This is a genomic window from Persicitalea sp., from assembly GCF_041751555.1.
Classification (GTDB): Bacteria; Bacteroidota; Bacteroidia; order Cytophagales; family Spirosomataceae; genus Persicitalea.
Genome location: NZ_JBGSXF010000696.1, coordinates 1 through 4,504, shown reverse-complemented (window position 1 = coordinate 4,504; position 4,504 = coordinate 1). Strand labels below are relative to the sequence as shown.

The 4,504-nt window shown below is 46.6% G+C and carries 6 protein-coding genes; 4 read left to right on the top strand and 2 right to left on the bottom strand.

Annotation, left to right across the window (positions count from 1 at the left end):
* The 4 genes from ACEW8P_RS24440 to ACEW8P_RS24425 form a co-directional block, all read left to right on the top strand.
* A partial coding sequence (locus ACEW8P_RS24440; RefSeq protein ID WP_373515680.1) for a hypothetical protein occupies positions 1-366 on the top strand: 366 nt, incomplete at its 5' end.
* A 1-nt stretch (position 367) separates the two neighbouring features.
* A complete protein-coding gene (locus ACEW8P_RS24435) occupies positions 368-1,120 on the top strand; it encodes a hypothetical protein (protein ID WP_373515679.1) in 753 nt (250 codons plus the stop codon).
* Positions 1,101-1,310 (top strand): hypothetical protein, encoded by a 210-nt coding sequence (locus ACEW8P_RS24430; RefSeq protein WP_373515678.1) that lies wholly within the window; start codon positions 1,101-1,103, stop codon positions 1,308-1,310. Before ACEW8P_RS24435 ends, ACEW8P_RS24430 begins: the two co-directional genes overlap by 20 nt.
* A gap of 70 nt (positions 1,311-1,380) precedes the next feature.
* Positions 1,381-1,587, top strand: a complete 207-nt coding sequence (locus tag ACEW8P_RS24425) for a DUF2683 family protein (protein ID WP_373515677.1) — start codon at positions 1,381-1,383, stop codon at positions 1,585-1,587.
* 60 nt (positions 1,588-1,647) lie between these two features.
* Here the strand turns inward: ACEW8P_RS24425 and ACEW8P_RS24420 are convergent, their stop codons facing one another.
* Together ACEW8P_RS24420 and ACEW8P_RS24415 are read right to left on the bottom strand one after the other, a co-directional pair.
* Positions 1,648-2,811 carry an ATP-binding protein gene (locus ACEW8P_RS24420; protein ID WP_373515676.1) on the bottom strand — a complete coding sequence of 388 codons (1,164 nt, stop codon included), beginning with the start codon at positions 2,809-2,811 and terminating at the stop codon, positions 1,648-1,650.
* 75 nt (positions 2,812-2,886) lie between these two features.
* Positions 2,887-4,504: hypothetical protein (locus tag ACEW8P_RS24415; RefSeq protein WP_373515675.1), on the bottom strand; the 1,618-nt coding region annotated here is incomplete at its 5' end.

The window sequence follows — 4,504 nt, the reverse complement described above, 5'->3', positions numbered from 1 at the left end:
ATGATTGAGTTTACTGAGAAAAAGGTAGTTATTCCAACCATTGAAAATACTATTGACGACATCTATTTGATGATAGCAGTTTATGTTTTAAAAAAAGTAGAACCATCAAAAGAACTACATAATCTGACTAGAACTAGTATTTATGATATTCTGACTAATGACGAGCGACATCAGCTTTATGAAACAGCAAATAATGAATTAAAAAAGAATACCATAAAAGTAGTGTTTAATATTTTAGATGATAGTCATTTATTGAAGCAACTTGAAGCCATAAAAAGTTACCCGAATGATTTTGAAGTGACCCTACCGTCGATGAAAAGTGAATATGACGCTTGGACCAAACAAATAACAACCAAAGGAATATAGTATGGCCTATTTTGACGACAAGCAAAAAAAGCTAATCAAGTCTTGGCATAATCTTTCCTTAGGCTCAAACGATTTCTATATGAAATTTATGTCCGAATGGATTGCGTTTAATGCCATTTGCTATAATTTGTATTACAAACAGGCAACGATTGAGCGTGCTAATATAGAGAGACAGAAATCTAAAAGGGCCATTCGCGTACTGAATGAAGTGAAAAGTATACCACAAAAAATCCATGTTGAGGAAACAACTTTGAATATTGATTCGGAGAAGTGGAGCCTTGATTTAAAGTGGAGTAAAAATTTGGAGTCTCCTCCAAGATTATTTATTTCAGTTTCTACTAATTATACCGAAGACATTATCTTCAATGAATTTGTTAGAGAATTCGAAGAGTGGTATAGGGGAAATTTAGATGATTCAAACCAGTTGTTTGAAGACCTGAAAGCTTCTTTACAAAAGGATTATAAAAGTAATAGTCGTCATTATGTTGTTAATATGGCCAAAAGTAAATTGTACGATAAATCAGGCAATGTTGATGAAATGGCCAAAAAAAATATTATAGTATTATGTGAGAATAATGAATTAAAAACTATAAAAAATGTTCTATATCAAATCAGGTGCAATATTTTCCACGGCGAAAAAACTCCTGGCAATGTCAACGATGATCGAATAGTAAAAAGTGCATTGCCGTTACTCAGCTATACTGTAGAACATCTTATAGATAGGCATAAAATAAATGAAGAATACCCTTCGTAAAAAACTTATTATCGAGAATGGCACCGGGGCATTTTGGGGCCGTGTCTATCATGAAGACAATCTTCTCGTAGATGAAGCCGAAAGTGTCGAGAAACTCCAAACGCAAATGCGTCAATTACTGCTGGATTTTCACGATCTCGCGCCCGAATTCATACGAGTTCGAGATCGAGTACCAGTAGGGCGCACTTGAACTATTCGTTACTTTTACTGAGAGATTAGTTTAATTTTATCATTTAATTGCAGATTCAAACTCAAACAAGGTGGAAACACTCATATTTCGCTCAGACAACCAGGAAAAACTCGAAGCCTTGAAAGCGGTAGCTAAGGCTTTAAAAATCAAATTCCAATCGGAGGAATCGCCTTACAATCCTGAATTTGTGGCAAAAATTGAGAGAGGTCGAGTAGAAAAAAAGGCGGGGAAAGGAACAGTCATAAGTATGGAAGAATTGGAGAGTCTATGGAAATAGTATTCTCGTCCGATGTCAAGGAAGATTAAGCTTTCCACACAGAACTCCTCCTTTTACCCGTCAGGGTTCCTCCAAAAGAAGCATCAGCCCAGCCAGGCTAATGGCATCGATGCCTTCCGCTATGGGATACTGCTCCGCGCCTGCATACACGACGTAGCTGTGCGTGGCCTTAACATCCTCGATTGCGATGTAATACCCCTTGCTTGGTTTGGCCGTCAAGCCGCTTTTTATCTCGATCGCCCAAATCTCGCTGTTCGGCATTTCCAACACCAAATCGATTTCAGCTCCGGCCGAAGTTCTGTAAAAGTAAGGTTTCGTGCCTTGGGGAAGGATGGAAAATATATTTTCAATGACAAACCCCTCCCAACTTCCCCCCAATACGGGATGGCCGGACAGTGCCTTGTAATCCCTAATCCCCAGCAGCGCGTGCAGTAATCCGCTGTCTCTGATATATATCTTGGGTGTTTTCACCAGGCGTTTCCCTATGTTGGCATGGTAGGGTTGCAAACGCCTGAACAACAACAAATCGACAAGTAGGTCAATGTAAAAATTTACGGTTTTGGTGCCTATAGATAAGTTTGTGGCAAGCTTCGAGGCATTCAACAATCCACCTTGACTGTGTGCCAGCATCATCCACAAGCGTTCGAGCATTTCCGCAGGGTGACGCGGGGCAAATTGTGGTATATCGCGTTCGAGGTACGTACGGATGAAGTCTTTCCTTGTTAAAAAACTGTCCTGTTCGCTTGCACTCAAAAAACTATCGGGAAACCCGCCCCGCACCCACAAGGAAACTTGATTATCCACGCCCACTTCCAGGACATTCAGCGGGTGCATATCTATATAGCCAATGCGTCCCGCCAGACTTTCACCCGACTGCTTCAGCAGGTCGAGCGAGGCGGAGCCGAGGATCAGAAACCTGCCCGTTCTTTTTCCCTTACGACGTCCTTTGTCGATCACCCCGCGCAATGTCTGGAAAATTTCGGGCATCCGATGAATCTCATCCAGAACAATCAAACTGTCCTCGTACTGCGAAAAAAACAAAATTGGATCTTGTAGCCGATCCCTGTCTTCGTAAGACTCCAAGTCCAGGTACACCGACGCCCGACCTTCCACAATGTCAAGGGCAAGGGTAGTTTTGCCAACCTGCCGAGTGCCAATGATAGCCACCGCAGGTTGGCGATCGAGTGCTTTTTCGACGTCTTTTCGTACTTTTCTTGTTATCATCCTTGCAAATTAGGACTTCTCGACCCAAATTACAAGGATAATAATTTCTAATGGCATAAAATGTCCAAAATCGCCCTACACCTTCACCTCAACCATCCCCTCTCCTACTTTCACTTTCTCCTGCACGGTTTTCTCCGGCTTGTCCTTCCCGGCTTTCACGGTAAAACTCCCTTCGCCAAACACCCTCGGCCGATACGCTTTCCCTTTCACACGTTCAGTGTACAAAATCTCCCCCGAAGCCTCGTCAATCACCTGCACCACCGGATTTTCGGTGGCAAATTTTAAGGTTGGCAAGTAGCCCGTAACCTTCCGACCATCGTTGTCGGACATCTTGAAGGTTTGGGGCCAACCCGTGAATTGCTCGCCATTTCCATTTGCTGGGTTAGAAAACCTGGGCCAACACTCGAAAGTTATCGCGCTGGTTTTCTTGTTGAAACGGACAATGCCGTAGCCATCGGCACGATCCATGCGACTGTCTCTCAATTCCTTGGCATCCTTTTGCTTGGGATTAGCGTAGGCGTACATCGTGATTTTGTTACCCAGGCCATCTTCGTAATCGCCCGTCCAGGGGAGCGGATTTTCTATCTTGGCTCCTCCTCCCTCTTTTTCATCCAGCGGCCACCACCAGCGACCATAGATGGTGTTGACCAGGGCAGGGTTGGTGAACGCCAGCGGGCCGTCACGGTACTCGTCGATGCCGTGCTTGACAGTGACCGACAGGTGCTGGTCGCCGCAAAGGTGGGTGGCGAGGCAGCGGCGGAGTTCGCGCAGGGCGTTGTTGCGGCCCGTTTGGGGCCAGCCGTTGCAGTCGAGGTCGGCCAGCAGGCGGTTGTCCATGCTGCCGTGCAGGTGGACGGCCCCGCAAAAGGCCGTTTGGGATAAAACTACCTTCATTTGAGCACCTTCCCAGTTTTGGCCCCAGTCGCTGAGGAATTTGATTTGACGATCACCGAGCAAGTCCAGACCCGGCAGATCCACTGCCTTGCGGTCGTAGCTGGGGTCCACGATATGGTCGGGGCGCGGTCCCATTTTTGGGATAGTACCGTTCGGGCCGCTCTTGAACTTGCGGTCTTCGATGATGGCGAAATCCACGCCGCCGATTCTGAGATTGGTGTAGTAAACCCCGATGTCTTGCTTTATGGGCGTTGGATCGTAGGCATCGGGCAGATGCCAGGTCTGGCAGCGTTCCACCATCTTGACGTACTCCGCCGGGTAGTAGTAGCCGCCCGTGTCGCCCGCCGGGGAGTCGGCCACGCCGCCGCCCGCGCCCCAAAAATTGCCCTGGCCCACGTCGTGATCGTCGGGGATCATGATGGTCGGACGATCCTTCATAATCTCGGCAAACTGTACGCCGAAAAGAAGAATACCGTAGGTGTGGTACTGGTGGATGTAAGATTGGTCGCCCGCAAAAAACAGAATGTCAGGATCTTGAAAGCGTAGGTTCTTGATGTATTCAGCCCGCTCCTCGACGGTCTCATCGCGCGGTGAGTTGCAGGACATCGTCGCGATTTTGATCTCGTCTTTGTTAATAGGGTCTGGGCGGATCGTTCCCTCGAAGGATGCCTGCTTACCCAGGCTTACCCGATAAGGTACCTCCGCCGTGTCGTCCCATTTCTCGACCCGAAAATGCGCGCTCCAACCGGGGTAGATGATTTTCTCCTGGGCCGCTTTTTCCCATTTCCCCTTCTTTTTA

What these genes read in the sequence shown, in the direction of transcription:
- ACEW8P_RS24430 (WP_373515678.1), top strand. Translation starts at nt 1,101, where the DNA reads ATGAAGAATACCCTTCGTAAAAAACTTATTATCGAGAATGGCACCGGG.
- ACEW8P_RS24435 (WP_373515679.1), top strand. Translation starts at nt 368, where the DNA reads ATGGCCTATTTTGACGACAAGCAAAAAAAGCTAATCAAGTCTTGGCAT.
- ACEW8P_RS24420 (WP_373515676.1), bottom strand. Translation starts at nt 2,811, where the DNA reads ATGATAACAAGAAAAGTACGAAAAGACGTCGAAAAAGCACTCGATCGC.